Source organism: Pantoea sp. CFCC18177, from assembly GCF_059412425.1.
In genome coordinates this window covers 18,149-43,841 of the sequence record NZ_JBNBPL010000033.1, presented here as the reverse complement: position 1 = coordinate 43,841, position 25,693 = coordinate 18,149, and the positions used below count along the sequence as shown (strand labels likewise).

The following is a 25,693-nucleotide window of genomic DNA, read 5'->3' as shown; positions in this document are numbered from 1 at the left end:
AGTTTACGCGGCATCAACGCGGAATTGCTGTGCGCGCTGGGCGAGGCGGTCTGAGAGTTCACGGAGTTGAGCTGCGGCCTGAACCTGATGCGCGTTCAACGCTTCGTTTTGCTGAAGCTGATTACTCATCTCCACCACTTCATGTGCAATCTTACTCACACGGTGGCTCTGTGCCGTGGTGTTTTGCTGTAGTTCATCCAGCTGTGTCACCACACCCGACACCGCAGCACTAATTTGCGCGAACAACACTTCCAGTGCTTTTACTTTGTCAAAACCATCATTTACATGCTGCTGAGTGTGCTGAATTAAACCATCAATCTGGCGCGTCGATTCGCCGCTCTGCTGTGACAACATGCCCATCTCTTTTGCGACCACCGAGAAGCTGCGACCATAAGCGCCGGCATGCGCAGATTCAATGGCGGCATTTAGCGATAACAAACGCGTCTGCATCGACAGGCTATCCAGCATGCCGACAATCCCGGCGATATTGCCCGATGCGGTCACAATTTGCTGCATCTTAAGCTCCATGTTATCGACTTCAGTGGCGCAGTTGCGCATCAACGCGTCTGCTGATTGGGCTTCCTGCGTGGCCTGTTGTGAGAACTGCGCGCCGATTTCCACCTCTTCTGATACACGGTGCAAACGCTGGGAAAGATGATGGAAACTGGCGTTTTGCGCCTGATGTTGCTGCATCACCTGTTCATTATGCTGCTGCATATCCTCAGCACCGGCGGCAACGCTGACCGCAACGGTGTTGATATCATTGACGATCTGTTGCAAACCGCTGCGCATGGATTCAATGGTCTGGAACAGCTGACGCGTCTCCAAAGACTGACGGCGCGGCGTATCATGGCCTGGCACCAAATCGCCGGTGGCGATCTGTTCCAACTGCTTATTCGCGCGTCGCAACGGTAACAGCACACCTCGCATCAACAGGCTGGAGGCCAATACTAACAACGCCATGAGAATGGCACTGACTATCAGCGACATATTGCGGCTCTGTTTCAGCGTACTCAGCGTGTTCTGGTTAACGCTGCTCAACTGGTGGTTGGCCTGTTCGATTTCGCTGAACCAGGCATCGTTGAACTGCTGCTGAAAGGCCTGCATCGGCACCATAAAGAAGGCGTTAATATCGTTGGCCGACAAGCCTTTTAACTGCTCCTGCAAACCTTCTGCCAGCATGGCAAAACCTTGCGCTAACGGGCTGTCAGCTTTGGCATGATAAGCAGCAAACAGTGCCTGGGCTTTTTTCAACGAGTCATCGGAGGCGGCGGCAAGACTTTTCCAACTATCAACCGAACCACTTTGCTGATCCTGCATCAGGTAGATACCTGCGCGATGGCTGTTATCACTGGCGGTCAGCAGCTCAATGCGCGCTTTATCCAGCAGGGCCAGCCTTTCCCGAAGTTGGTTGGCTTGCTGCAATGAGGTTTGCGTCTGGTTGACGTGGTTACTCAGCAGCAGCACACCGGCAAATTGCAGCAAACAGAACAGCAAGATAAACAGCAAGAACTGGCTGCGCAAACTGGTGAGCCACAATGGCATACGCCATGAGAATCGTGTACGTAAACGCAGCGGTAAGGAGATAACGGAAAGGAGTGACATCTAACGCCCCCAAAAATAAAAAGGAGTATTGGGAGCGGGCGTGACAGTTTGGTGACAGGGGCGGTGAATCAAAGCAAAACAGCACAAAGCCCGTCCCTAAAGGAAATTATGGACCTGATAAACTCGTTGTATGCGCGCAAGCGAATGGCCTGAAGACCATCGCTACGGCTTCTGTGTCAGAAGATGCTGCTCGATCAGCGGTGAAAGCAGCTTAGCCACCGCCGCAAAAACCGGTACCACCACCGAGTTACCAAACTGTTTGTAGGCCTGAGTATCGGAGACGGGAATACGGAACGATGATTCTCCCGGCGCTTCAAAACCCATCAGTCTGGCGCATTCGCGCGGCGTCAAACGACGCGGCCGCCGTGCCATGTTACTGGCATGCTGGAAGTCTGCCTCACCCTGAGCCTGATCCCAACCGCGATCAATCAGAATTTCCGAACCATCCTTGTAGTAGCGCGCCGAGAGAGTGCGAACGCAAATGTCAGGGTTATGCGGGTCGTTAAGGCCAAAACCAAAACCGTTGCCTTTGGCTTTGTGCTTCTTCGCGTACTGGTACAGGTATTGCCACAACGTTGGCGACAAAATGTATTTCGCCTCTGGCGTGGGCTCCAGCAGGCTGTGTAACGACGGCACCTGTTGCGGGTAAAGTGTGGAGAGTGCGCGCAGTGAAAAGCCGTTGCTCAAACCACTGTCACGACGAATACCGACCAGCACAATACGTTCGCGATGTTGCGGTAAGAAATGGCGTGCATCCACGATCTTCGCATCGGGTGAGCCGTTATCGGCAGCATCGGCCACGTCGTATCCGAGTTCATCCAGCGTCGCCATAATGATGGCGAAGGTGCGGCCCTTATCGTGGCTCTTGAGGTTTTTCACATTCTCCAGCACGAAAAACGGCGGTTTCTTGGCCGCCAGGATGCGCGCGACATCGAAAAACAGCGTGCCCTGGGCTTCGCATTCAAAACCGTGTGCGCGACCCAGCGCATTCTTCTTACTCACACCCGCCAGCGAAAAGGGCTGGCAGGGAAAACCAGCCAACAATACCTGATGGTCGGGAATGGTTTGATCGATGTGCTGGTAAATTGCGTCTTCGTCAGAAAGTCCTGCGGGCTGTGTCACCAAACGAATATCACTGTTGAACTGATGCCGTGCCGGATCGCTATAGTGGTTGGCTTTATAGGTGCGTACCGCTTCTTTGTTCCATTCGCTGGTAAAGACGCACTGACCGCCAATCTGTTCAAAGCCACGGCGAATGCCGCCGATGCCGGCGAACAGATCGACAAACTGGAATTTAGCTGCGTCGTAATGGGCGGGGCGTGATGGCAGCAAACACCGCAGGCTTTCCACCTCATTGCTGGAGAGCGCGGGTGCGGCACTTTTTCCCTGACGAATACGATTGAGCCGCGGGATGCTCCAGTCTCGGCCGCCAGCCTCGGTTAAGGTCTGCACCAGATCGCGCGCGGCATAGATATCGAGCACCTGCATTAACAGCGATGTTGCGTCATCCGGAGCAGCAGTAAACGGGGAGGGCGAGACGGTCGCGGCGGGGTCGATAGCAAGCATGCGTTTTTCCTTAACAGTGAAGCCACTATGCTAACACTCATCGCACATTCACACACTTGTTGCGCGTGCCTTTCGCTTTTGCCTTAAACCGCTAAAGTTGAAGGAGCCCCATTAAAAGGAGACGCCATGGCAGACGTCCACCCGCAAAACATCCGCAGCAAAAATATGCGCGCCATTCGTCAACAGGATACGGCGATTGAGCAACGTATTGCGCTGATTCTAAAAGATCGCGAGTTCAGTTATCGCGTGCAGGATAAGGCGCTGCCGGGCCGCCCCGATTTTGTGCTGCCGCAGCAGAAAGCGATCATCTTTGTGCATGGTTGCTTCTGGCATCGTCACCACTGCTATCTATTTAACATGCCTGCCACGCGCACCGAGTTCTGGGCCGGAAAAATCAACAGTAACGTTGAGCGTGATCGTCGCTATATCCAGCAATTGCAGCAGAGTGGCTGGAAAGTGTTGATCGTCTGGGAGTGTGCGTTGCGCGGTAAACTGCGACTGGAAGACGTTGCACTCATTGAACGGCTGGAGGAGTGGCTGCTTGCCGCCACGCACAGCGGAGAAATTGATCATCAGGGGTTGCATCACTATCGCGAAGAGTAGCGCGTGATTGTTGCTTTTAGCCACCATAACGGTTTAGATCACCCCTTTCTCTGGGACGCGGAATAGAGCCATGAGCAGCATTAAACTGACGGTCAAACGCTTGTATCAACTCCGCGATGAGCGGATGGTGAACACCCACGCAACAGCTCGCATCTATCTGGGTGAGCAGTTAGTGGCCACTGAGGAGATCAGTGGGATGACGGAAAGTCCGGTGAGCAAGTATGTTCATGCGGGTGATGTTGCCGGGCAGACACTTCGCGTTGAATGGGACTGTGCGGGCATCGCCGATATCACGGTAACGGCGGTTGAGCGTTGCCCCTGTTGTCAGGATCACGAACCGGAATAAGGATAACTATTTTGGCAGGAACCAGTTTATTAACGCTTCTGGATGATATTGCGACCTTGCTTGATGATATTTCAGTGATGGGCAAGGTTGCCGCAAAGAAGACTGCGGGCGTATTGGGTGATGATTTGTCACTCAATGCGCAGCAGGTCACCGGTGTTAAGGCCAACCGGGAATTGCCGGTGGTCTGGAGTGTGGCAAAAGGCTCCTTTCTAAACAAATTAATATTGGTGCCGCTGGCGTTGGTGATTTCAGCGTTTGCGCCCTGGCTGATCACACCGCTGCTGATGCTGGGCGGAGCGTATCTCTGTTATGAAGGCGTGGAGAAGGTATTACATAGCCTCAATCACGATAAAGCCGAAAGCACACCAGAAGCGCGTCAACAGCGCCTCGACAAGCTGGCACAGCAGGATCCTCGCCAGTTCGAGAAAGATAAGGTCAAAGGTGCGGTGCGCACTGACTTTATTTTGTCCGCAGAGATTGTGGCGATCACTCTGGGGATCGTTTCCGAAGCACCGTTGTTAAACCAAGTGCTCATTCTGGCGGGCATTGCGATTCTGGTGACCATTGGGGTGTATGGCATTGTGGCGATGATTGTCAAAATTGACGATCTCGGATACTGGCTGCGTGAAAAATCCTCCACGCTGGCTCAGGCGACCGGCGGTGCACTGCTGGCGTTAGCGCCTTGGTTAATGAAGGTGTTGTCCGTGGTCGGCACGGTCGCCATGTTCCTGGTGGGCGGCGGCATCATCGTGCATGGCATCGCGCCGCTGCATCACGCCATCACGGAATACAGCGGCGACTTTAATGGTGTGGTATCGGCGCTTCTGAGTAACGGCGCCAATCTGGTGCTCGGTTTTATCATTGGGTCGATCGTGCTGTTGGCGGTAAATCTGATTGCTAAACTGCGTGGAAAATCGGTATAAAGCGCAGGAAATTTCTAATCACGGGTCAGGAGAACGATGATGAACGACGATATGTTTGAATTTGATATCGATGCGCAGCTGGAACAGGCTGAAGCCAAAGCGGCGGAAAAAGCCAATGAAGTTCCGGCAGATATCAGCGATGAAGCTGATTGCGAAGGCTGCAAAATTTGATTTTCCCACCCGGGAAACCGCTTCAAAGCCGATAATAATTTTTATCGGCTTTTTTTATAAACAACATTTATGACTGCTTATTCCGATTTCGTCACAGTAATAGCAATATCCTATAGGCAAAAACCCTGTGCAGCTGCTATACCTAATTTCGTTCATTCAACGGAAAAAGGGAGGGCGCGGTATGACCTTTGCGATCAGTGACGAAGTTCAGCATAAAGAGGGCGGACCCACGATGGTGGTGACCGGCTATGCCAGCGGAATGGTAGAGTGTCGTTGGTATGATGGCTACAGTGTGCGTCGTGAGGCGTTCCGCAGTGACGAACTGAGTCACCTGTCGACCGCGCAGCAGCTGGCCAGCTGAACGTATTCGGGACGGCAATCACCGTCCCGTTGCGTTTTTAGCTATTTGATTTTCCTTTGATCCCTGCCTGTACGCTTCCTCATCACCTGACTACACTTTTGGCATTCGACTTCTTTCGGAGCATGGTTGCTGATGCCAAACTCGCCCTTGTCGCCACGCGCAGGCAATCCATTTTTGCCGGTGCATCTCTGTTTTTTGGCGGTCTTTCTCTTCTCGTCTTTTCTTACCGTCCATGAAGCGCTGGAACTCAAGAACAATTATGAAGAGCGTCAGCGTGCGCAACTTTCTGATTTCCAAAAGAACCTCGACAGCCAGTTTCAGGAAAGCCTGGATGAGCTGATGTACTACCAGAAAATGCTGACCTATGCGTTAACCCATCCGTTGGACTCTGACCACGGGCGCGAAGCATCACAACGCTTTCAACAACTGCGTCAACAGCACACCTGGCAGTTACAGATTGCCAGTCCACGCAGCATGCCGTTGAATGGGATGAGTGATAGCTGGATCCAGCAGGACCCGCTGTTACAACGCGATAGCGAGCACATTGCTCAGGAGCTCCGCGCTGCACTTGAGTTCAGCTTTATTATGCAATTTGGCGATCCGGAACAGGAGTTCCACTCACGTTTTTGGTACACCTCACGCGCGGGTTTCTTTATCAGCTCCCGGCCACCGCAAAGTCCGCAGGAGCTTGAAGAAACCTATGCCACGATGGTGAAACGGCCTTATTTCCGCGAGTTGGACCCGCGCAATCCGCAGCATTCACGCCTGCGCTGGACCGAAGCCTACCAAGGTCTATTCAATGAAGGGCTGATGATCACGGTGAGTGCGCCTGTCGTCAGCGGAGACTATTGGTACGGCGTTCTCTCAATGGATTTCACGCAACAGCGCATTCACGCGTTATTGAACGAGGCGCGGCAAAGTTACTTACAGGGCAAGTTGCTTATCGTCGACCGCAGTATGCATGAAATCACCCGGCTTTCGGCCCTGCATGACAAGCCATTAACGGATGAACAACAAGCACGGCTTGAACAGCAGATGCGATTGCATCCCGCGGGCATCATGCGCTTAGGGACGCAATTTACTAGCTGGAGCAAACTGACTAACGTTGACGCTTATCTGGTCAACATTCAGAGCCTGAAACAGGGGATAGCGCAGCCTCTTGGACGTGTTGCACTCTTCCTGTTTGGCACCTGGCTGTTATTTGTGGTGTTGTTGCTGGTTTCACATCAGGTCATCTTTCGTCTGGTTCGACGCATGGACGATCTCTCATCCAAACTCACCTGGCGCGCCAATTATGATGGCATGACGCGCCTGCTCAATCGCAATGCCTTCTTCGAGCAGTTTGTTGCCCTTGCGGCACACAATAAACAGCAGCAAACACCGATGGCGGTGATACAGCTGGATGTTGATCACTTCAAAAACGTCAATGATACCTGGGGTCATGCGGCAGGTGATCAGGCGCTGATTCGCGTTGCGGGCGTCATTAGCCATACGCTGCGCAAATATGACATTGCCGGGCGCATTGGCGGTGAGGAGTTCTGTATCGTGCTGCCGGAAACCACCCTGGCTGATGCCAGCGCGGTGGCAGAACGCATCCGTACGCGCTTAGCCGCCAAAACGATACTGGTGAACTGTAATTCGACCTTCAGCATCACGCTGTCTGCCGGTGTGACAGGGAGTGAGGAGCAGGGCGATTATGATGCTGAGAGTCTGCAAGCGACCGCCGATCGTCGCCTGTATCAGGCAAAAACCAGCGGTCGTAATCGCGTGTGTGCGGAAGGTTAGACTTTGCCGTCGTTATCCTCTTCCACCGCCTGATAGATACGTTGCAGGATGTCCGGAAAGGCGGATTGCACCCGACTCCAGCTGGGGATAAATGGCTTCTCGTTAGGACGTTCAATAAAGGACTGTCCAGCATCGAGAATGGCCTGAGTGAACATTTCAACGGCGGCTTCTTCGATGTGTTGGTCAAACTTGAGGCCATTCATCGTCGCTTCGTGATTATAAATCTCCATCATGTCCAGCGCATTGCGGTAGTAGGTGGCTTTGAGCACGCGGAACGAGTCACTGGTCAGTGGCACGCCCATGGTCGCTAGCTTGCGCAGCAGCGATTGCACAATGTCATTGCTCATCCGTTTCAAACCGCCGGTGCCATCCTCTTCGGCCAGCGGCTGGTGCTTATGATCGTAGTTATCCGCAATCTCAACCTGACAGGTTTGACGCGTGGTGTAGTTGCGGTAGATCTCCGATAACACCCCAATCTCCAGCCCCCAGTCACCGGGTATTTTTATGCCATTCAGCACGTGAGTGCGCATAGCAAATTCGCCGGAAAGCGGATAGCGGAAGCTGGTGAGATAATCCAGATATTCGGAATGGCCATAAACCTTCTGCAGCGATCGCAACAGCGGGCCGACCAGCAGGCGGCCGACGCGGCCATTGAGTTTTCCATCTGCCACGCGCGCATAAAACCCTTTGCAAAACTCATACTGGAAAGCGGGGTTGGCAAGCGGATAGAGCAGGCGGGCGAGCATGCCGCGTTCATAAGTGACGATGTCGCAATCGTGCAGCGCCACGCACTGCGTACGATCGGAGGCCAGCGTATAACCGGTGCAGAACCACACGTTACGCCCTTTGCCCGGTTGGCTGGGAGACAACCCCTCTTTATCCAGTTCCGCGTCCAGCGCTTTGAGGCGCGGCCCATCATTCCATAAAATGCGATGCCGTTGCGGCAGCCGCGAGAAGAACTCGCGGGCAAAGAGAAACTGCTCACGATCGGCCCGATCCAAACCAATGACAATTTCATCCAGATAGGGCACTTTGGCCAGCTCGCTGACAATTTTATCCAGAGCCGGGCCTTCTAACTCGGAAAACAACGAAGGTAAAATCAGCCCCATTTTGCGTTTACGGGCAAAACGCACCATCTCTTTTTCCAGCGATTCAACGCTGCGGTGGGTGAGATTATGAAAGTTAGTAATGACACCATTTTGGTAAAAATCACTCATCGTCTCATCCTTAGGTCAGGCGGTTAATCGGGTTGCGCCAGAAAGTAATCCAGCCCTTCACGCCAGCCCTGTGGGCCGACATGCGCGGTGTGATAAACGTGTTGATGATCGTCGCGCTGGAGTCTTACCGGGGTCTTGCTGAAGCCTTTAATCACCACGGCATAATCGACTTGATCCAGCATGGGTACATCGTTGGGGCCATCGCCTAATCCGATGGTGATGCGGGTGCGTGCTTCCTGTTGCGCCAGATGCTGTTGCAATTGCGTGAGTGCCACACCTTTGCCACTGCCGGCTGGCATGACATGCCAAAATCGACCTCCCTGCGTCAGTGCTAATCCGTGCTCCGCCAGTGCGGCGCGAAAGTCATCTAACTTATCGCCATCATCCCGCCACAGCACCACTTCTGAGGCATCACGCAGCCGACTCTGGCTGGCTTCGGTGAGTGTCAAACCGGTGAAACGAGCGACTTCGGCATCACTGAAATCATGAAAGCCGGTGAAGCGGAAGCCGGATTGCAGTTGACGCAGCGTCTGGCACAACTGCAGATAGGATTCGCCCGGCTCATCCGCGAGGCGCTGTTCGCCATTGAACGCAATGCGTGCACCATTTTCGGCGATAAAAGGGGAACCGATGAGACCAAGGCGTTTCTGCAAGGGAATAATTTCAGCCGCCGTTTTACTGGAACAAATCACCACAGGGATCGCGTGTTGTTTGAGGCGGGTCAGCCACTCACTGGCGGCATCCCAGTTGTAATCATGATGGTCCAGCAGCGAGCCATCGAGGTCGGTCACTATCATTAAGGACGAATCGAGTCTGAGCATCGTTACACTCCTTACGCCAGGCGCATCCATAAAGCAGAGAGCAATCAGTATAATAGCGTAATCGGGATCACACTTTTTCGCGGGTAAGTTCCAGGATAAATCTTAAATCGTCATGCGTGCTACGCGGTGTGTGCGTGATTTGTGCACGTGAAAAACACAGTGAGCACAGAGTGTTTTCGGTAACATACGGGGAAGCTAATGCATTTTTGTTCGATTTACACGCAAAATTGGGACTTGTCTTGTGTTGACTAAAGCGTAACCTCAATCAGGTGTTAAGAATTCCCTGGTGTAACGAATTTACTGATTAACTTTACCCGGCGCCCCCGCCGGGTATTTTTTTGAAATCGATTTCAGCGATTCACTTCAGTGATGGAGAAGTCGCGGATGTCGAGTTCAAAGGCTTCTGCCAACTCGGTGTAGGAGTCGTAGGCTTCGCCATTCACTTTTACCCGATGCGCATGTTCCGCTTCCATGAACTCTTTAACCTCGCCTGAGGTTTTCTTCTGTATCGCTTCCAGCAATGCTTCTACATCGATATTCACTTCACGCTGCACGTTGTCGCTGTACTCTTTCGCGGTCGTCATAGTGGGCCTCCCAGAGGCGATGAGATTCAGGTTAAGTATAGACAACGCAGGTGCATGAGCGGGAAGGGCGGATTTCAGGCAAAAAAAAGCCCGCGCTGCGCGGGCAAAAATCCTTGTTACTTTTAGGTTGACTGCGCCTTTGGGGTTGGTGCAGTACCGAGAAGTGTACGAGCAGGCCGCGTCAGAAGTCTCTCTGCTAAACGTTAAGAAAGTGAAAAGTCAGGTTTTGACAGATCTTTACCCGAGTCAAACTCCATTTCTGTTATCAGTGTCTATGCTTAACCTTGAACGATTATTTTTCATTATCAGGGAGTTAGTATGGATTTTATTCGAATTGTGATTGCGATTTTGTTGCCACCACTGGGGGTTTTCCTGCAAGTGGGTTTCGGCGGGGCTTTTTGGCTGAATATTTTGCTGACGCTATGCGGATATATTCCCGGTATCGTGCATGCGGTGTGGGTAATCGCACGACGCTGATCGCGATCAGGCAGCGGACTTTTTCTTCCGTTACACTGTGTGCATGACAATTTCAGGAGAGCAGTGAATGAAGGTCAATGACCGGGTAACGGTAAAAACCGATGGCGGCCCACGTCGTATAGGCACAGTGTTGGCGGTGGAAGGCTTTAATGAAGGCGTGATGTATCTGGTGGCGTTAGAAGATTACCCGCTGGGGATTTGGTTCTTCAATGAGAGCGACCATGCCGAAGGGGTGTTTGTCGAGCCATACGACGGAGCGTGAGGTCCAACTGGTTGTTAGGGGCGCCATCAATGGCGCCCCGGATCATTTAAAACGTTTCCCAGTTATCATTGCTGTTAGGTGCAGCCAGTGCCGGGCGCGGTGCCAGCGTCGGGGCTTTCAGTGCCGGTGCTGAAGGAGATACCATCCGTGACGCTGGTGCATCGTTTAAACGGAATGCGGCGACGGCCTGGGTCAGACGGCCTGCCTGATCTTCCAGCGATGCCGCCGCTGAAGAGGCTTCTTCAACCAACGAGGCGTTCTGCTGCGTCACGTTATCCATCTCGGTAACTGCCAGGCTCACCTGCTGAATACCGCGGCTCTGCTCATCGGATGCTGCAGCAATTTCCGACATAATATCGGTCACGCGACGCACCGCTTCGACAATCTCACTCATCGTTGAGCCTGCTTCACCCACTTGATGAGAACCGTTGGTAATCAGATCTACCGATTCGGCAATCAGCGATTCAATCTCTTTGGCTGCCTGCGCACTGCGCTGTGCCAGATTGCGCACTTCACTGGCCACCACGGCAAAACCACGGCCTTGTTCACCGGCACGTGCGGCTTCAACGGCGGCATTCAGCGCCAGAATATTGGTCTGGAAAGCAATGCTATTAATCACATTGGTAATTTCAGCAATCTTCTTCGAACTGCCAGAGATATTGTTCATGGTTTTCACTACACCATTCACCAACTCCCCACCGCTGCGCGCTTTCCCTGAAGCGTCCGCCGCCAGTTGACTGGCATGATGCGCATTTTCGGCGTTCTGTTTCACGGTTGCAGTGAGCTGCTCCATGCTGGCCGCCGTCTGCTCCAGCGCGGAAGCTTGCTCCTCGGTGCGTGATGACAGATCGGTGTTGCCCGCAGAGATCTCACTCGACCCCTGATAAATCGCCACGGCGCCTTCACGTACGGTTCCCACAGTGCGGACCAGCGCCGCCTGCATCAGTTGCAGATTATGCAGCAGGCTACCAATTTCACTGCGGCCATAGGGCTGCTCTGGCGCGGTTAAATCGCCTTGGGCAATACGACCAATACGTTCTACTGACTGCTTAAGCGGGTTAATCACGACACGGCGCAGGAAAACAAAGGTCAGGAGCACAAGAACCAGTGCGGCAGCAAAGGCGACGGCCATAGCAATAAAGCCAACGCGGGACTGGTGGGCTGCTTCGGCATTAATCGCTTCTGCGCGGTCAGTACGGATTTTGATGGCTTTCAGCAACACGGCGTTATAGGCATCATCCAGCTTACGGGTCACATCAGTTTCTTGCGCAACGATCCCCTCAAAGCTGCCTTGCTTAGCCGATTCAATCATCGGCTTCAGCCCCTTATCGATATAGTCGTTAAAACTGGCGGTCAGTGGTGCGTCCAGTGCCAAATCTTCTGGCGTCTTGGACTTGCGATCCATATAAGTTTTAAACCCTTCGCGCGCCTGCTTGATGCGTGTTTCTGTACGCGCCAGATCGGCACGATAACCATCCATCTCACCAATACGTGCAGCCGCACCAGATTGTAGAACATTCAAACGTGCCGTTCGCAGGTGGTTTGAGCTGTTAGAAATGCCCATCCGAATTTGAATTTCATCCGTGGCATCATTAAGCGAATTATTACTCTGAATAAGAAAGTAGCTGGCGAGGCCGATACACAGGGCGAAAAGTAGCAGAATGCCACCAAAGATCATGCTGAAAAGAGGCATCAGGCGCAGGTTCTGCCAGATGCTGAGCTTATATTGCTCATCAATCGATGCTGTTTTCATATCCTTGCTCTCATTTTGGGTAGGTGTTCTGAGAACAAGCATCGGCAATAAACGGCAAAGGCTTAGACGGGGAAATGCGATCTGGCTCGCAAAACACAGCAAAACGACAGAGGGCCAATCTGCGGATTGGCCCTCTGTCTGCTACGGATATTAACCCTTAGGGACTATCGTACGTTGACATAAATCCCGGAGGTCACATTATCGGTAAGACGCACCACATGATAAATAACCTGTTTATTATGTGTCTTAATTTTGCGTTTAATATTACCTTTATGTGACGATACCGTTTTGGCTTTAATTTGCATCTTGTCTGAAATTTGAATGGTGTCATGTCCTGACATCCACATTTTCAGCATGTTTGATTCAGTCTGGCTTAATGTCAGTGGGTGAATATCGAGGCCAGCGGAAATACGCGGCGCAACGCTGAGTTTCTTTTGCAGGTATGTGCCTAATAATGAATCCAGAGTCGATGTTTTTATCGATTTTGACGTAATAATCAGGTTCTTACGAACGTAGAGGTATTCCTCAAAATGGATATTCGAGATGGCCATGAAAATAAAGAATAACGTATCAGGATGCTGCATAATAATGGCACGAATACGATCGCTGGAATCGGATTCGTGAATGAAGCACTCTTCGTTAATAAACACGACACCTGGTTTTAATTGTTCACATCTTTGTTGCAATTGTTCGATATCAGAGACCGGAGTAATGTTTTTCTTTTTAACTCCTTTGGCCGACATATAGTCTGATAATCCCAGGCGTGTGTAGTTACATGAATCCATAATAATCGTTGGCATTATAGCGACCCTCACCAATTTGTTATCCGTTTAAATCAACGATGAATACGCGTTTGCGGTACGAGAGAGATTTCCAAAGACACTTTTTTATTCTGCTCGGCAGACTGGCGAAATGTATCCGTGCGCCATCATGACTCTTCCCTGAACCCTTCTGCGAAGTTTTTTTGTGTTACTTCAACGTCACTCTTGTCCCCGCGATAGTGGGAATCGCCGGGAGTTTGCATTAAGTGTGTAATTCGCTCTGTTTTTGAGAGCCCTGTCACTATCGCGCAAGTCACAGACAAATCTGATAGGACAATTCTTAAAAACATTTGAATCGCGAAAGTGTGACGTTTCAGCGAGTGTTGACAATGCCGTAAAAAAGGGATTTAGACAAGAAAAATCGCTGTAAAATTTTTTTTGTTTAAAAACAGCCCTTTGAGCATTTTTTCAACCAATTCACAAGGTTTTCCACCTTAGGAATCGTCTGACTAAAATACGCGAAGCGCGGTTTAATAAGAATAATTTTCACCTGAAATGCGCATTTATCAGAATAACCTCAGTTGATTTCTGAGAAATATGGTTCGAAAAATGCACAGATTGATTTTGAATACTTAACTATCGCATAAGATTCGCTACAGAATCGTTAATTAGCGCGGGCGGGAGAGTTCTGACACAAACTGCGCGAGTAAATCAAAGACTTCGCCGAAGAGATGTTCACAGAATGGGGCAAGCAGCGGCATCATCATCCCCAGACTAAGGATCCCCACCGTTAAGGTAATTGGGAAGCCAATGGCGAAAACCGACAGCTGTGGTGAAACACGGTTTAACAAACCTAGTGCCATGTTTAGCGTGAGCAACAGAACTATTAAGGGCAGCGCTAACATCATGCCGTTAAGGAAAATTAACCCGGCGGACTTCACCAGCGCCATAAATGCATTGGCGTTGAGAGGTTGATCGTTAATCGGCAGGGTATGAAAACTGTCCACCAGCAGCGAGATCAGCCACAAGTGTCCGTTGAAAGTTAAAAACAGCAGCATCGTCAGCATATCGAGAAAGCGTGCCAGCACCGGCATATTTAAGCGGCTGCCAGGATCGAAGAAGGTCGCGAAGGACAAACCCATCTGCAAACCCACCACTTCACCTGCCATGCGCACCGCGGCGAATGCCAGTTGCATGGTCAGGCCAATACCGACACCAATCAGCAGCTGTTGTAGCAGAATCCAGAACCCGGCAGGGGTGAAGAGGGTGACTTCAACAGGCGGCAGCACCGGAATAATGATCCAAGTGATAAGCACCGCGAGGCCAATTTTAACGCGTTTAGGAATCGACTTTTCGCTCAGCACCGGCGCACTGGCGAACAGCGCCAACAGACGTACCATCGGCCAGAAAAATTGCGCGACCCAATGGATCAGTTGGCTGCTGTCGAGATTAATCATTAGCCAATGATATACGGCAGGTTGGTAAACAGATTACGCATGTAATCCAGTACCAGATTGAGCATCCACGGACCGGCGATCACTGCTGTAGCGGCAACGGCAAGGATTTTCGGGATAAAGGAGAGCGTCTGTTCGTTCACCTGCGTCGCCGCCTGCAACAAACTGATGATCAAGCCGCTGACCAGCGCCGCCAGCAGCAGTGGCGCTGCAAGCATCAACGCGATGCGCATCGCTTCCTGGCCAATTTGCATTACCGATTCGGGTGTCATGCTGTGCTCCTACGAGTAGAAACTTTGTGCGAGGGAACCGACCAGCAGTTGCCAGCCATCAACCAGTACAAACAGCATCAGCTTGAACGGCAGGGAGATGGTCGCCGGAGGCACCATCATCATCCCGAGCGCCATTAACACGCTGGCGACCACCAGGTCGATGATCAGGAAAGGAATAAACACCGTGAAACCAATCTGGAAAGCGGTTTTCAGTTCACTGGTAACGTAAGCCGGCAGCAAAATGCGCATCGGTACCGCTTCTGGCCCTTCAATCGGGGCGGTATTCGCGAGGCGGGCAAACAGGGCTAAATCTGCTTCACGCGTCTGACGCAGCATAAATTCGCGCAGCGGTTGCGCGCCTTTATCAATCGCCACGTCCATGCTGATTTTGTCCTGACTGAACGGCAAATAGGCGTCGGAATAAATCTTGTCGAAGGTCGGCGCCATAATAAAGAAGGTTAAAAACAGCGCGAGGCCGAGCAGCACCTGGTTTGGCGGCGCAGACGGTGTGCCCAGGGCGTTACGCAGCAGGCCGAAAACAATAATGATACGGGTAAAACTGGTCATCATCAGCAGCACGGCGGGAATAAACGTCAGCGAGGTGATGAAGACCAGCGTTTGTACCGGCAACGACCAGCTCTGACCGCCATTGGCAAGCGGTTGGCTCACTAAACCTGGCAGTTGCGCATGGGCAACCGGTGCCAGCAACAGCAGCGGCAGAAGGGGAAGCAATCGACGCATCATTGGGGTTTTCCGGGACGTTTAACCAGGTTCTGAAACAGCTGACGAAAATCCTGCGGTGCAACGCTGTTGCTGGCCAACTCTTCTGGCGGCACAGGTGGCAATGAGTGCAGATGGGTAATTTGCTGAGCAGTGACACCTAATACCAAACGCGCATCGGCCGTGTCCACAATCACCACTCGCTCTTGACGACCAACCTGCACACTGGCGCTGATTTTCAGCGCCTGGGTGTTGACGGTTTTAGGCGCAAAACCGAGGCGTTTAGCTAACCAACCGCAGGCCAGGATCAGCAGGACAATCACCGCCAGTACGCTACTGACTTGTCCAATCACCGAACCGGTAGAGACCACCGGCTGGCTGTGGACAGGCTGGCCGATTTGCGCGTTCTTCAACATGCTTAACGGCTCAGACGACGCATACGTTCGGAAGGGGTGATGATATCGGTGATGCGCACGCCATATTTGTCGTTCACCACCACCACTTCACCCTGGGCAATCAGATAACCGTTGATCAGAATATCCAGCGGCTCACCCGCCAGACCATCCAGTGCCACCACAGAACCCTGCGTCAGGCGCAGCAGCTCTTTGATGGTCATCTTGGTGCGGCCCAGTTCCACCGTCAGTTTGACCGGGATATCCATGATCAAATCGATATCCTGCAGCGAGCCACTGGCACCGTTGCTGTCGAAAGACTTGAACACGTTCTCCGTGGGATCCGGGGCGCTGGTGGTAGCCTGTTCGTTCATTGCTTCAGCCCACAGGTCGTCCGCAGAAATATCATCGGACGGTTTTTTGCTGTCACTCATCGGGCTGTTCCTCGTTCAGCGAATTCAAAATCGGGTTAATCAGATGTTCTACACGCAGCGCGTACTGACCGTTCATGGTGCCGTATTGGCTGGTCAGTACAGGTACGCCATCGACGTGTGCGATGATACGGTCCGGCTTCTCAATGGGCAGGACGTCACCGGGTTTCAGTTGCAAAATGCGTGACAGGCGCAGCGATGTCTCAGCGAAGTGGGCAATCAGCTCCAGCTCTGAGTGCTGTACTTGTTTCACCAGATTGTCGCGCCAATGGGTATCTTCCTGGCGCGAGTTTTCTAATGGCGGATTGACCAGCAGCTCGCGCAGCGGCTCAATCATAGAAAACGGAATACAGATATTAAATTCACCCACCAGGTTACCAATCTCGACCTGGAACGGCGTGTTGACCACGATGTCGTTCGGTGAAGTGGTGATGTTGGTGAACTTCACCTGCATTTCGGAACGGACATACTCAACGTCTAACGGATAAATTGCTTTCCAGGCATCGCTGTAACCATCCAGCGCCAGCTTTAACATGCGACGGATAACACGTTGCTCGGTATGGGTAAATTCACGGCCTTCCACTTTAGTAGGGAAACGGCCATCACCGCCGAACAGGTTATCCACGGCGATGAATACCAGACTCGGTGAGAACACCACCAGCGCGGTGCCGCGCAGCGGTTTCAGGTGGATCAGGTTCAGGTTGGTTGGCACCGGCAGGTTGCGGGCGAACTCATGGTATGGCTGAATCTTGATCGAACCGACACTGATATCCGGGCTACGGCGCAGTAAGTTGAACAGCGCCATACGAAAATGACGGGCAAAGCGCTCGTTAATGATTTCCAGCGCCTGCAGGCGCTCGCGCACCACGCGACGCTGGGTATTGGGATCATAGGGACGGATATCACCCTCGGTCCCTTTGGAACTGTTCTCTACTTCCGCGCTGTCACTGTCGCCATTAAGCAGCGCGTCAATCTCAGCCTGGGAGAGAATGCTATCGCCCATTAAATCACCTCAAAATGAAGGCGGTAAACAGCACATCACTGACGACCTGAGGCGGTTGAGTTTTTACCAGCGGTGGCGCTAATACCTGTTTGATCTGCTCAACCAGGGCCTGTTTGCCTTGTTCCGTTGCAAGCTGCGCGGCATTTTGACGCGAGAGCAACAACAGCAAACGGCTGCGCACTTCAGGCAGGTAATCATTCAACCGACGACGGGTATCCTCATCCGGCAGACGCAGGGTAAAGCCTACGTACAATACACGGTCGGGATCGTTGTCAGGATTGACCAGGTTAACCGTAAACGTATCCATTGCAAAAAATACAGGGGCGGCCGGTGGCTCTACTTTCGCCGCTTCCGGTTTGTCATCCCCGTGTTTATTCATCATTCGCCAGACTGCATAGCCTGCCACGCTGCAAGCGGCCAGCGTTACAATCAGTAACACCGGTATTAGTAGTGAACGTTTGCGGCCTTTAGCTTTCGCGTTATCAGACATGTTTGCAGTTACTTCCTGTGAATTATGGGCAAGCCTTTCGGCTCACCTGGACAGATTATCCCGCGTCTTAAGTCAAACAATGGGAAGAAAAGACGCGGGTTTTACGCTTACCTTCAGCGTTTAGCCGCTGTCAGGCAAAGATATCGACAGCGCCGTTGCCGGTCGCGCGTGCCTGAAGGGCTGCCGGGACGGCAATAGGCGTTATCTCGTTTTCACTGTCCTGGGAGAGGGTAAAGCTGCCGTGCTGGCCATCACGACGACCTTCCTGCTGGCCCTGATAATTCTGGCTCTGTGCGAAGGCGTCGCTGCTGACGTTACTCTGTCCCAGGTTTATTCCGCTCTCCGCCAGCGCATTTCGCAGCTGAGGAAGAGCCGCTTCCAGCGCGGCCCTCACTTGGCTGTGGCTGGAAACCATACTTAACTGCGCCTGATCCTTATCAAGGGTCAGGTTGATCTGGATAGCGCCCAGATCTTCCGGATGTAAGCGCAGTTCGGCGTTTTGCTGACCGTTACGACTAAACATCACAATTTGCTGGCTAAGTGCCTGCTGCCACTCGTTGCTGCCGAGTTGGGCATTCAGCATCGGCGTCGACGGAGTGGTACTGGTCGTCGCCGTGCTATTGGTCAGTGTGCTACTGCTGCTGACCGGGGCGCTGGTTAATGCTGTCACCGTATCGCTGCCGCTTTGGCTGTCACGGCGTTCTTCCGGTTTACTCAAGGCACTCAGTACTTGCTTAAAACTCTCGTCCAGTGTCAGCGTTGCGTTGCTGGCACTGGCCGTGGTGCTGGCAGTGGAGGCGCTGGTACTGGTCTGCGCCGCGCTGGCATCACTCTTCAATTCACTCAGCACCGTGCTGGATTTCTTTGGCGCGCTGCTGTCTGTTGAAGCCGGTTCATCCTTTAGTGCGCTTTGTAGCGTACGACTTAACAATGCACTGTTTAGCGTAGACCCTGCATCTGCTGATGTCTTATCAGTGCTGGCCCTGATCGCGCTTTGGCTGCTGCGGTCTTCTACTGCTGCCGGTAACATGGCAAATAACGCCTGCACATTCTGTAAGTCGCTGGCACTTAACGAACTTGCTTCAGTCTTGTCTTTATCATCGGCTGATTTCAGCGCGGCTTTAGTGTTTTCCGGCTGTAAAAGTGCGTTTAACGCTTCTGGTTTGTCCAGTGCCTGCAATAATGCGCTTAGTGACGCTTTTGTGACGTCTTTTTCATCGACTTCTGCTGCTATATCAGTCGATTGCGTGTTAACACCTTGTTGCTTAGCCAGCGTTAATAAGCGGTTACCCAGCTCGGTGACAAACCCTTGTGGCAGGGTGTCGGTGTTTTGCAGAACATCCGTCGAAACTGAACTGTCTGCGTTTCCCAAATTAGAGGTTTGCGTAACCACAGTTGGCAGCGTAATCATTCCCCTCTCCTCATTGCGGCCCGTTGGGCAAATTCATCCATCCGTTTCTGATCGAGACGGTTTTCTTGTTGTAATGCTTTTTCAGCCGCGCGGGTGATCAGCGTTTGATAAGCATTCAGTCGCTTATGTTTTTCACGCCAGTTACTTAATGCCTGATCAAGGCGCTGATTCCACTGGTTAAGCTGCTGCCGATGCTGTTCAATCGCTTTTTCCAGCGTCTGAATAAACTGGTGATAGTTGGTCCAGCGGGTGCTGGCGATGCCACCCGACATATCGGCGTTGAGTTTGTTGCGGTACTCGTCCTGATAGTCGAGCAGCATGCTGAGTTGTTCATCTGCCTGCTGTACGCCACGGCGCATATCGCCTAAATGAATCACGGCCTGTTCCAGATCCTGCTCCGCAAGGTCGCGCAGCTTATCGATAGCATTGGCAGTTTTCATGGCTTACCTCGTTTAAGCGGGCGCTAACCGAACATGGCTTGCAGATGCAGACTGGCATCGTCATAGTCGCTGCGCTCGAAAATACCTTGTTGCAGAAACGCTTCCATTTCAGGATAAAGCTTGATGGCTCTATCCAGCATCGGATCGCTGCCTGCGGCATACGCACCGACGCTCACCAGATCGCGGTTACGCTGGAAACTGGAGAGCAACTGTTTGAACTGGCGCACGCGCGCGTAATGGGTCTCATCAATCAGCGCGGTCATTGCACGGCTGATGGAAGCTTCTATATCAATCGCCGGATAGTGACCGGCTTCTGCCAAACGGCGCGACAGCACAATGTGGCCGTCAAGAATGGCGCGAGCGGAGTCGGCAATCGGGTCTTGCTGATCGTCGCCTTCGGTCAGTACGGTATAGAAGGCGGTAATTGAACCGCCGCCGTGGGTGCCGTTACCGGCACGTTCGACCAGCGCTGGAAGCTTCGCAAACACCGACGGCGGATAACCTTTGGTCGCTGGCGGCTCACCGATGGCGAGGGCGATTTCACGCTGTGCCATGGCGTAGCGGGTGAGGGAGTCCATGATCAACAAGACATGCTGGCCGCGATCGCGAAAATCTTCTGCGATACGCGTGGCGTAGGCGGCCCCCTGCATACGCAACAGCGGCGAAACGTCGGCAGGCGCGGCGATGACCACCGAGCGCGCACGACCTTCCGCACCGAGGATATTCTCAATAAACTCTTTAACTTCACGGCCACGCTCACCGATCAAGCCCACCACAATCACATCGGCTTTGGTGTAACGTGCCATCATACCCAGCAGCACCGATTTACCGACGCCGGAACCGGCAAACAGGCCCATACGCTGACCACGACCGACGGTCAGCAGGGCGTTAATCGCGCGCACGCCGGTGTCGAGGACATCTTCAATGGGCGTGCGTTGTAATGGGTTGAAAGGGGCGGTGATCAGCGGAGCGCGATAGCCGGTATCCGGCGCGGGTAAGCCATCGAGCGGCTTGCCACTGCCATCCAGCACGCGGCCTAACAACTCTGGACCGAGCATCAATTGTTTGCCGCTGTGTCCACTTTCGCCATTAACCCGCGCATACACGCGTGCGCCTGGCAAGATGCCGTCCACTTCTTCCAGCGGCATCATCAGCAATTTCTGACCGTTAAAACCTACGACTTCACTTTCGACTTCAGAGATAGTGTTGCCGTCGTGACGTTCAATAATGCAGGTTGCACCCAGCGGCAGTTGCAGCCCGGTGGCTTCAAGCACTAAGCCGGTGGCACGGGTCAGACGACCGTAACGACGCACCGTCTGCACTTGCGAAATGCGATCTTCGAAGGCATCGAGTGCCCCGAGCCAGCGAGAAAGGCGCGACGAGGTCATTAGAATGTCCCCGGCGCAGCCAGGCGGCACAACTCTTGCCAACGCGTGGCCACGCTGGCATCGAGATCGCCGTCTTCGGCACTGAGTTTACAGCCGCCAGGATGCAGGGAATTGTCAGCCAGTAATTTCCAGCCGTGCAGATCCAGCGTCGGGCCCAGAGTCTGTTCAATGCGTTGCAAATCATCCGGGTGCACGCGCAGCTGTGGTTTGCCACTGAACATCGGTTCTTGTTGAATCAATTGCTGTATCTGACGCAGCAGGGCGGTGCCGTCCACCTGGGTGGCCTGGCCAATCACGGTTCGTGCCGCTTCCAGCGCCAGCTGCATCAGGCGTGATGCAATTACGCTGTCCAGCGCTTCCAGCGTGTGATGGAACTCGCTGACTAACTGCTGCATACGCGCTTGCAAAGGCGCTTGCTGCTGTTGGGCATCAGCCAGACCTTGCTGGAAACCCGCGTCGTAACCGTTCTGCTGCGACTCGGCAAACCCTTTTTGATAGCCTTCGCTGTAGCCCTGCGTCTGCGCGTCTTTGCGCATCTGCTGCTGCATGCGCTCCAGCATTTGCTGTTGCTCAACTTCAGCACTGACTTCGAACTCTTCAGCGGGCGTTTCCAGCTGCGGTTCGACTTCTACTTTGAATGCGCTGCCTAAATCATCAGGCTGCCAGCGCTGCCACGCACGGGCGGAAAAGGCATCAGACATAGGTTTCCTCGCCACCACCAATTACCATCTCGCCAGATTCGGCCAGGCGGCGTACCACCAGCAGAATCGCTTTCTGTTCGTTTTCCACCGCCGACATACGTACCGGGCCACGGTTGGCCAGATCGTCGCGCAGGATATCGGCCGCACGTGCCGACATGTTTTTGAGGAATTTCTCGCGCAGTGGTTGCTCTGCACCTTTCAAGGCGATCAGCAACTGCTCGGACTCCACTTCCTGCAGCAAACGCTGGATGCTGCGGTCGTCCACTTCCACCAAGTTTTCGAACAGGAACATCTCGTCGATGATTTTCTGCGCCAGCTCGCCATCGAAGTCGCGTACCGCTTCGATAACCGCTTCTTCCTGCTGAGTTTTCATCAGGTTGATAATCTCTGCCGCCGTTCTCACGCCGCCCATCTTCGCGCGCTTGAGGTTGGTACCGTCCAGCAGACCGTTGAGCACCTCGGTCAGTTCTGCCAGCGCCGCTGGCTGGACACCGCCAAAGGTGGCGATACGCAACATCACATCGTGACGCAGACGCTCGTCGAACAGCGCCAGGATATCTGCCGCCTGACCCCGTTTGAGGTGGACAAGGATGGTGGCGATGATCTGCGGATGCTCGTCGCGAATAAGGTCGGCGGCCGCTTGAGGTTCCATAAAGTTGAGCGTTTCCATGCCGCTGGTGGTCTCGTTTTTCTCGAGAATATCTTCCAGCAGGCTGGAGGCACGCTCTTCGCCCAAGGCTTTAACCAGCACGGAGCGCAGGTACTCATTGGAATTGAGACTGAGCGCGGCAAACTGTTCGGCATCGGCCTCAAACTGGCGCAGCACTTCAGTCAGCTGCTTATGCGAGACCTGCTTCATGTTGGCCATCGCCGCACTGAGATGCTGGACTTCACGCTGGTTGAGGTGTTTGAACACCTCCGCCGCGCGCTCTTCACCAATGGTCATCATCAGGATGGCGCTTTTTTCTGTACCGGTCAGACTCATAGTTCATTACCCATCCATTCACGGATAACCAGCGCCACGACGCGCGGATCGTTCTCAGACATATCGCGGATGCGCTGGCTCATCACCTCGGCGCTCATGCGGTTATTCGACTTACGTTCTTGTTCCAGCTCGTCTTTGCTGAGCTGCACGCTGAAGGCTTCTTCTTCTTCCATGGCTGCAGCACGGGCTGCCAGCGCTTCGGCGGCGGCTTTCTCCTGCTCTTTCTTACGCATCAGCTGTGGACGAACCAGTTTGCGATACAGGATGAAGGCAACCAGCGCCACCAGCAGCCAGCGACCGCCGCTCATCAACATGTCGAAGAAGGCCTGCGTCTGCCAGAACGGCAGGTCACCGCCGGTTGGCTCCGTGGTGTTGAACTGCGAGTTCACCACATTCACGCTGTCGCCACGGTTCTGCGAATAGCCCATCGCTTCACGGGTCAGGTCTTCAATCTGTTTGATCTGTTGGTCGTTCAGCGCAACCGCTTTGCCTTTACCGTCATCGCGGTAGTTGACCACTACCGCGACCGACAGACGCTGCACATCACCCACGTTCACTTTGGTATGGCGGATGGTGCGGTCCAGCTCATAGTTGACCGTATCGTTACGGCTTGAATTGCTTGGGCCGCTGCTCTGTGCGGTGCTGGTGGTGGTGCCGTTGTTCGCCGCGTTGTTCTGACCATTGGCATTCTGGCCGTTGGCATTGTTCTGCTGCTGCGGGTTATTAACCGGTGCCGTATTGGCCGGTGCAGGCTGATTAGACAGCGCACCCGGTACGCCGCCTGGATATGGGCTGCCGTTCTGCTGATTGGTATTGGTCTGACGTGAACGAATCGCCGTGCTGTTCGGATTAGCGTTCGGCTGGTACTTCTCGTCGGTTTGTTCGCTGCGGTCAAAGTTAATCTGCGCTGTTACCTGCGCATGCACATTGCCCTGGCCAACAATAGGATTCAGGATCGCTTCAATACGTTGCTGATAGCGCGCTTCAACTTCAGACGCATATTTCAACTGCGCGTCATTCAGGTCACGGCCTTCGCTGTCTGAACGGGTCAGCAGGCGACCTGCCTGATCCACCACGGTCACGTTGCCTGGCGGTAAGCCCGCGACACTGCTCGAAACCAGGTGCTGAATAGCCTGAATCTGCCCTTCATCTAATGCGCGACCCGGTTGCAGGTTCAGGGTGACGGAGGCAGAAGGGGCTTTCTGCTCGCGCACGAACAGAGTGGGTTTAGGCATGGCCAGATGCACACGGGCGCTCTTCACCGGACCGAGCGTTTCCATGGTGCGCGCCAGTTCACCTTCCAGCGCGCGCTGGTAGTTGATTTGCTCGCTGAACTGGCTGATGCCGAACTTCTCATTGTCCATCAGCTCAAAGCCAACGGAGCCGCCTTTCGGCAGCCCCTGTTGCGCCAGACGCAGACGCAGTTCATGCACCTTATCGGCGGGCACCATCAAGGCACCGCCGTTCTCGGCGAACTGGTAAGGAATGTTCATTTGCGTCAACTGCGTGACAATTGCGCCACCATCTTCATCAGAGAGGTTGTTATAAAGGACGCGATAGTCCGGCGCTTTTGCCCACAGCACCAACGCAAAAACCACTGCGATAGCGGCAGCTGCAGCAACAATTAAGGGAATGCGCGGATTCGCGCGCAGACGGGCGAGAAGGTCACTGAAGCCTTTCTTTGCGGTATCTTGTGTGGCGGCTGCACTCGCATTCATGACCGTTTCCTGCCTGACATAATTGACCGGGTTAGTTGTGATAACAAAACAGACTCCCTGACTTTCCTCTTCACATTTCGCATTGCAACTGCGTTGGCTTCTCGTGCTCACCCCGGTCACTTACTGATGTAAGCTCCCGGGGATGCGCCCGCTTACCGCCTTGTTGCAATGCGAACTGTTTTGAGGAAGACATAAAAATGAACTTCCAATCTTATGCCTGGCATTATTTGATGAATCGGGTCACTTCGATGGCTGGATAAGCCGTGGTTTTTACGTTTATTTAGCGCCTTTGTCCTATTGACACTGTGTTAACTTTTCCAGCGTGAAAATGTGAACCCTTCTTCAATGAGGAACAGGCAATGTCGATTCAGGCAATTGATGGTGTGTTGCAGCAGCTGCAGTTAACGTCGCTGCAGGCCAGCGGCAAGCAGGCCGAGTCAACCAGTCAGGTAGATTTCGGTGCGACCATGAAAGCAGCGCTGGATAAAATCAGCGATACGCAAAATGCGGCACGCACCCAGGCGCAAGATTTCGAAATGGGTAAACCCGGCATTCAGTTAAATGATGTGATGGTCGATCTGCAAAAGTCCTCTATCTCAATGCAGATGGGGATTCAGGTACGTAACAAACTGGTGTCTGCTTATACCGACATCATGAATATGCAGGTGTAGTGGCATAGTTTGAAAGGCATTGCTCGCGGTGTGAATTGTCGTTTGTCTTAATGCTGAAAATAAGCGAAGCGCTAATTAAAACAATCACTTACTGATCATTCCTGTCATCTGTGTGTTAGTATGCCGTCGTTGATAAATGCCTGCTCTTGAGGGCAGCGACAAGAAGCGTACATAGATGAAAGAAGGTTATTACTGGGTTAGAGATAAAGATAACCCGCCAGAGGTGTGGCGTTATATTAGGCAGTTTGGCTGGTATCGTCCCTGTGTTGCAGTGCCGATTACCCTCAGCTCTTTTAAGCTGATGAACTATCAAGTCATCAGCGATCGATTATTACCACCGGGCTTTACACCGCTTTAAATGAAAAACCGCCCAAAGTCAGGC

At 53.1% G+C, this 25,693-nt stretch carries 30 protein-coding genes; 10 read left to right on the top strand and 20 right to left on the bottom strand.

Annotated elements, in window-relative coordinates; genetic code table 11:
• Positions 1-3 precede the first annotated feature (3 nt).
• Positions 4-1,605, bottom strand: a complete 1,602-nt coding sequence (locus tag ACPUC8_RS23750) for a methyl-accepting chemotaxis protein (protein ID WP_494927526.1) — start codon at positions 1,603-1,605, stop codon at positions 4-6.
• 162 nt (positions 1,606-1,767) lie between these two features.
• Positions 1,768-3,171 (bottom strand): DNA (cytosine-5-)-methyltransferase, encoded by a 1,404-nt coding sequence (dcm, locus tag ACPUC8_RS23745; RefSeq protein ID WP_494927525.1) that lies wholly within the window; start codon positions 3,169-3,171, stop codon positions 1,768-1,770.
• A 126-nt stretch (positions 3,172-3,297) separates the two neighbouring features.
• Here dcm and ACPUC8_RS23740 point away from each other — a divergent pair, with 126 nt between their 5' ends.
• The 6 genes from ACPUC8_RS23740 (at position 3,298) to dgcQ (ending at position 7,360) form a co-directional block, all read left to right on the top strand.
• The gene (locus ACPUC8_RS23740; protein WP_039327778.1) at positions 3,298-3,774 is read left to right on the top strand and encodes a very short patch repair endonuclease; all 477 of its coding nucleotides are present in this window, start codon (positions 3,298-3,300) and stop codon (positions 3,772-3,774) included.
• A 70-nt stretch (positions 3,775-3,844) separates the two neighbouring features.
• Positions 3,845-4,120 (top strand): hypothetical protein, encoded by a 276-nt coding sequence (locus tag ACPUC8_RS23735; RefSeq protein ID WP_494927524.1) that lies wholly within the window; start codon positions 3,845-3,847, stop codon positions 4,118-4,120.
• Positions 4,121-4,131: 11 nt separating this feature from the next.
• Positions 4,132-5,043: a DUF808 domain-containing protein gene (locus ACPUC8_RS23730; protein ID WP_039327773.1), complete on the top strand. Its 912-nt coding sequence runs from the start codon at positions 4,132-4,134 to the stop codon at positions 5,041-5,043.
• Positions 5,044-5,079: 36 nt separating this feature from the next.
• The gene (locus ACPUC8_RS23725; protein WP_255253243.1) at positions 5,080-5,214 is read left to right on the top strand and encodes a hypothetical protein; all 135 of its coding nucleotides are present in this window, start codon (positions 5,080-5,082) and stop codon (positions 5,212-5,214) included.
• A 181-nt stretch (positions 5,215-5,395) separates the two neighbouring features.
• Positions 5,396-5,575 carry a YodC family protein gene (locus ACPUC8_RS23720; protein WP_494927523.1) on the top strand — a complete coding sequence of 60 codons (180 nt, stop codon included), beginning with the start codon at positions 5,396-5,398 and terminating at the stop codon, positions 5,573-5,575.
• 132 nt (positions 5,576-5,707) lie between these two features.
• On the top strand, positions 5,708-7,360 hold the full coding sequence (gene dgcQ / locus ACPUC8_RS23715; protein WP_494927522.1) for a cellulose biosynthesis regulator diguanylate cyclase DgcQ: 1,653 nt from the start codon (positions 5,708-5,710) through the stop codon (positions 7,358-7,360).
• On the opposite strand, the gene ACPUC8_RS23710 is transcribed toward dgcQ, so the two are convergent.
• From ACPUC8_RS23710 to yodD, 3 genes are all read right to left on the bottom strand, one after another.
• Positions 7,357-8,577, bottom strand: coding sequence for a glycosyltransferase family protein (locus ACPUC8_RS23710; protein WP_494927521.1), 1,221 nt, complete (start codon positions 8,575-8,577; stop codon positions 7,357-7,359). The genes dgcQ and ACPUC8_RS23710 overlap by 4 nt on opposite strands.
• 23 nt (positions 8,578-8,600) lie before the next feature.
• The gene (locus ACPUC8_RS23705; RefSeq protein WP_494927520.1) at positions 8,601-9,398 is read right to left on the bottom strand and encodes a mannosyl-3-phosphoglycerate phosphatase-related protein; all 798 of its coding nucleotides are present in this window, start codon (positions 9,396-9,398) and stop codon (positions 8,601-8,603) included.
• 350 nt (positions 9,399-9,748) lie between these two features.
• Positions 9,749-9,982 (bottom strand): YodD family peroxide/acid resistance protein, encoded by a 234-nt coding sequence (gene yodD / locus ACPUC8_RS23700; protein ID WP_039327762.1) that lies wholly within the window; start codon positions 9,980-9,982, stop codon positions 9,749-9,751.
• Between the two features lie 318 nt (positions 9,983-10,300).
• Here yodD and ACPUC8_RS23695 point away from each other — a divergent pair, with 318 nt between their 5' ends.
• Together ACPUC8_RS23695 and dsrB are read left to right on the top strand one after the other, a co-directional pair.
• Positions 10,301-10,459 carry a YqaE/Pmp3 family membrane protein gene (locus ACPUC8_RS23695; protein WP_034824466.1) on the top strand — a complete coding sequence of 53 codons (159 nt, stop codon included), beginning with the start codon at positions 10,301-10,303 and terminating at the stop codon, positions 10,457-10,459.
• A gap of 67 nt (positions 10,460-10,526) precedes the next feature.
• Positions 10,527-10,721: a protein DsrB gene (gene dsrB / locus ACPUC8_RS23690; RefSeq protein ID WP_494927519.1), complete on the top strand. Its 195-nt coding sequence runs from the start codon at positions 10,527-10,529 to the stop codon at positions 10,719-10,721.
• 46 nt (positions 10,722-10,767) lie between these two features.
• Here the strand turns inward: dsrB and ACPUC8_RS23685 are convergent, their stop codons facing one another.
• The 15 genes from ACPUC8_RS23685 to fliF form a co-directional block, all read right to left on the bottom strand.
• Complete coding sequence (locus tag ACPUC8_RS23685; RefSeq protein WP_039327756.1) at positions 10,768-12,474, bottom strand: methyl-accepting chemotaxis protein; 1,707 nt, start codon at positions 12,472-12,474, stop codon at positions 10,768-10,770.
• A 164-nt stretch (positions 12,475-12,638) separates the two neighbouring features.
• A complete protein-coding gene (gene rcsA / locus ACPUC8_RS23680; RefSeq protein ID WP_039327754.1) occupies positions 12,639-13,274 on the bottom strand; it encodes a transcriptional regulator RcsA in 636 nt (211 codons plus the stop codon).
• A gap of 629 nt (positions 13,275-13,903) precedes the next feature.
• Complete coding sequence (gene fliR / locus ACPUC8_RS23675) at positions 13,904-14,692, bottom strand: flagellar biosynthetic protein FliR (protein WP_039327753.1); 789 nt, start codon at positions 14,690-14,692, stop codon at positions 13,904-13,906.
• Entirely contained in the window at positions 14,692-14,961 is a 270-nt protein-coding gene (fliQ, locus tag ACPUC8_RS23670) for a flagellar biosynthesis protein FliQ (RefSeq protein WP_039327751.1), read from the bottom strand. Before fliQ ends, fliR begins: the two co-directional genes overlap by 1 nt.
• A 9-nt stretch (positions 14,962-14,970) precedes the next feature.
• Positions 14,971-15,702, bottom strand: coding sequence for a flagellar type III secretion system pore protein FliP (gene fliP, locus ACPUC8_RS23665; protein ID WP_039327781.1), 732 nt, complete (start codon positions 15,700-15,702; stop codon positions 14,971-14,973).
• Positions 15,702-16,097 carry a flagellar biosynthetic protein FliO gene (gene fliO / locus ACPUC8_RS23660; RefSeq protein ID WP_039327749.1) on the bottom strand — a complete coding sequence of 132 codons (396 nt, stop codon included), beginning with the start codon at positions 16,095-16,097 and terminating at the stop codon, positions 15,702-15,704. Before fliO ends, fliP begins: the two co-directional genes overlap by 1 nt.
• 2 nt (positions 16,098-16,099) lie before the next feature.
• Positions 16,100-16,507, bottom strand: coding sequence for a flagellar motor switch protein FliN (fliN, locus tag ACPUC8_RS23655; protein ID WP_039327747.1), 408 nt, complete (start codon positions 16,505-16,507; stop codon positions 16,100-16,102).
• On the bottom strand, positions 16,500-17,507 hold the full coding sequence (gene fliM / locus ACPUC8_RS23650) for a flagellar motor switch protein FliM (RefSeq protein WP_494927518.1): 1,008 nt from the start codon (positions 17,505-17,507) through the stop codon (positions 16,500-16,502). Before fliM ends, fliN begins: the two co-directional genes overlap by 8 nt.
• Positions 17,508-17,511: 4 nt before the next feature.
• Complete coding sequence (fliL, locus tag ACPUC8_RS23645; protein ID WP_058972721.1) at positions 17,512-17,997, bottom strand: flagellar basal body-associated protein FliL; 486 nt, start codon at positions 17,995-17,997, stop codon at positions 17,512-17,514.
• Between the two features lie 130 nt (positions 17,998-18,127).
• Positions 18,128-19,408, bottom strand: a complete 1,281-nt coding sequence (locus tag ACPUC8_RS23640) for a flagellar hook-length control protein FliK (protein WP_058972720.1) — start codon at positions 19,406-19,408, stop codon at positions 18,128-18,130.
• On the bottom strand, positions 19,405-19,848 hold the full coding sequence (fliJ, locus tag ACPUC8_RS23635; RefSeq protein WP_039327738.1) for a flagellar export protein FliJ: 444 nt from the start codon (positions 19,846-19,848) through the stop codon (positions 19,405-19,407). Before fliJ ends, ACPUC8_RS23640 begins: the two co-directional genes overlap by 4 nt.
• A 23-nt stretch (positions 19,849-19,871) precedes the next feature.
• Entirely contained in the window at positions 19,872-21,236 is a 1,365-nt protein-coding gene (gene fliI, locus ACPUC8_RS23630; protein ID WP_039327737.1) for a flagellar protein export ATPase FliI, read from the bottom strand.
• Positions 21,236-21,937 (bottom strand): flagellar assembly protein FliH, encoded by a 702-nt coding sequence (gene fliH, locus ACPUC8_RS23625; RefSeq protein ID WP_039327734.1) that lies wholly within the window; start codon positions 21,935-21,937, stop codon positions 21,236-21,238. The genes fliI and fliH overlap by 1 nt, the downstream gene beginning before the upstream one ends.
• On the bottom strand, positions 21,930-22,922 hold the full coding sequence (gene fliG / locus ACPUC8_RS23620; RefSeq protein WP_039327733.1) for a flagellar motor switch protein FliG: 993 nt from the start codon (positions 22,920-22,922) through the stop codon (positions 21,930-21,932). Before fliG ends, fliH begins: the two co-directional genes overlap by 8 nt.
• Positions 22,919-24,640, bottom strand: coding sequence for a flagellar basal-body MS-ring/collar protein FliF (gene fliF, locus ACPUC8_RS23615; protein WP_494927517.1), 1,722 nt, complete (start codon positions 24,638-24,640; stop codon positions 22,919-22,921). The genes fliG and fliF overlap by 4 nt, the downstream gene beginning before the upstream one ends.
• A gap of 359 nt (positions 24,641-24,999) precedes the next feature.
• On the opposite strand from fliF, the gene fliE reads away from it, so the two are divergent.
• Both fliE and ACPUC8_RS23605 read left to right on the top strand, forming a co-directional pair.
• Positions 25,000-25,311, top strand: a complete 312-nt coding sequence (gene fliE / locus ACPUC8_RS23610; RefSeq protein WP_039331746.1) for a flagellar hook-basal body complex protein FliE — start codon at positions 25,000-25,002, stop codon at positions 25,309-25,311.
• Between the two features lie 175 nt (positions 25,312-25,486).
• Positions 25,487-25,669 (top strand): hypothetical protein, encoded by a 183-nt coding sequence (locus ACPUC8_RS23605; RefSeq protein WP_039331747.1) that lies wholly within the window; start codon positions 25,487-25,489, stop codon positions 25,667-25,669.
• Positions 25,670-25,693 lie beyond the last annotated feature (24 nt).